2 protein-coding genes are annotated in these 2118 nt (G+C 68.1%); both read right to left on the bottom strand.

Going from position 1 to position 2118, the window contains the following annotated elements; translation table 11 throughout:
- Window positions 1-251: 251 nt before the first annotated feature.
- Window positions 252-1262 (bottom strand): SMP-30/gluconolactonase/LRE family protein, encoded by a 1011-nt coding sequence (locus VDQ18_RS23550; RefSeq protein WP_323023286.1) that lies wholly within the window; start codon window positions 1260-1262, stop codon window positions 252-254.
- Window positions 1259-2118 (bottom strand): SDR family NAD(P)-dependent oxidoreductase (locus tag VDQ18_RS23545; RefSeq protein ID WP_323023285.1); only part of this gene is annotated, 860 nt, incomplete at its 5' end. The genes VDQ18_RS23545 and VDQ18_RS23550, both read right to left, overlap by 4 nt.

The following is a 2118-nucleotide window of genomic DNA, read 5'->3' as shown; positions in this document are numbered from 1 at the left end:
AAGGGGGGCACGCCCCCCTTGAAAATCCCCGTGGATATTTGAAGAACAAAGATGAGAAAGCGGCGTGGCCATCGGGACCACGCCGCCCTCTTCGTTCACGGTCATCGGCTTCCCAGCCTGTACCGTGATCTCAGCATGGCGCGTTAACCTTAAGGGCAGGTAAATCGCGCATCTTTGTTCTGCAAATATCCTCCGGGGGGTCCGGGGGGTGGAAAACCCCCCGGCCTCGCCACAAGCGCGGCGCCGAAGTGTCAGCGCCAATGCGCCATGGGCAGGCCCGCCACCGGGCTGCGGAAGGCGGGGATCCGGTTGCCGCGCAGGGAGCCGATATAGACCGTCCTCAGATCCGGCCCGCCGAAGGTGACGGAGGCGAACCAGGGGGCAATCGTCCCGCCGCAGGCCAGCATGTGGTTGGGCGTGACCGCGTCGCGCTCGAAGGCCTCGTAGAGCGCGGCGGAGGGTTCGGGGTTGTCGTCGTCGAGGATCACCCGGAACTCGCCCTCGGGCGTGATCGCAAAGATCCGGTCGGACATCACATGCGTCCCCCAGAGATTGCCGTAGGCGTCGAAAGCGATGCCGTCGATGAAGCCGCCGGTATCGGCGGGCCCGAAGGTCTCGCGCGCCTGCACCTCGGCGCCCTCGCCGATCCTGAGGCGGGTGATGCGGCGGCCGGTCGTCTCGACCACGTAGAGCCATTCCTCGGCTTCATCGAAGCGGATCTCGTTGGTGAACATGAAGCCGTCGGCGACGATCCGCGCCCCGTCGTTGTCCAGAACCGCCACATAGCCGTCGGAATACCGCGGGCTGATCGCTGCCATCCAGTTCACGATCCGCGTGGAAATCGTCAGCCAGATCCGCCCGCGCGAATCCCTGAGCACGAAATTCACCTTGCCGATGGGTGTGCCGTCGATCGTGTCCAGGACCACGGTCGTGCGGCCGTCGCGGGTCATCCGTTCCAGCCGGTCGGTGCCGAAATTCGAGATCAGGATCGAGCCATCCACGTCGAAAGCCAGCCCGTTGGGCAGGGTGCCCTGGGTGAAGCGGTCGGCCTCGTCCATCGTCGCGCCGAAGCGGGTGTCGAGGCTCTGGGCGATCAGTGTCTGCGTGCCATCGGGACGGATATGCACGACGCCGCCGCGGGCATCGGCCGACCAGAGTGCGCCGTCGGGTTCGGCGAGGATGCATTCGGGGCGTTGCAGGTCTTCGCCCACGTACCACAGATCGTCCCGCGTGACGCGGAAGCCGTCGAGGGGGTTCTTCATGGGGCCGACCCTCCGCCCGCCATCTCGATGAATTTCGCGGTCTGGGCCCAGGCGGCGCGGACCGGGCTGTCGATGGCTTGTGCGGCGAGGCTGTCCCAGGCCTGCGCGACATCCTCGGGGCTGGCATCGGGGCCGAGCGCGATGCCCGGCGTCTCCTCGATCCGGGCGACGGCGAAGACGCCGGCGCCGGCGGTGAGGATGGTCTTGGTGGGCGCGTCGCGGCTGACGAGGAACAGGGCGCCGGGCGAGACTTTCTCGGGCGCCAGCAGCTCGGCGGTGCCGGGAGGCAGCAGGGCCTCGGTCATCTGCGTCGTGGCGGCCGGGGCCAGCGCGTTGACGCGGATGCCGTGCTTCTCGCCCTCGATGGCCAGCGTGTTCATCAGCCCGACCTGCGCCAGCTTGGCGGCCGAATAATTCGCCTGGCCGAAATTGCCGTAGAGGCCGGAGGAGGAGGTGGTCATCAGGATCCGGCCGTAGCCCTGGGCGCGCATGATCTCCCACACGGCTTGCGAGCAGGTCCAGGCGCCGCGTAGATGCACGTCGATCACGGCCTCGAAAGCCTCGGGCGGGGTCTTGGCGAAGCTCTTGTCGCGCAGGATGCCCGCGTTGTTGATCAGGATGTCGATGCGGCCCCAGGTCTCCACGACCTCGGCCACCATCGCTGCCACCGCCGCGCGGTCGCTGACCGATGCGGTCGAGGCCATCGCCTCGCCGCCCGCGGCCCTGATCTCGGCCGCTACCTCCGCGGCGCGGCCCAGGTCATTGACCACGACTTTCGCGCCGCGCGCCGCCAAGGCCAGCGCATGCGCCCGGCCCAGACCGCCGCCTGCGCCGGTGACGATCGCCACTTGTCCGT

It is taken from the genome of Pararhodobacter sp. (genome assembly GCF_034676075.1).
In the GTDB taxonomy this organism is placed as follows: domain Bacteria; phylum Pseudomonadota; class Alphaproteobacteria; order Rhodobacterales; family Rhodobacteraceae; genus Pararhodobacter.
This window is presented reverse-complemented; position numbering and strand designations above follow the sequence as displayed.

What these genes read in the sequence shown, in the direction of transcription:
- VDQ18_RS23550 (WP_323023286.1), bottom strand. Translation starts at nt 1,262, where the DNA reads ATGAAGAACCCCCTCGACGGCTTCCGCGTCACGCGGGACGATCTGTGG.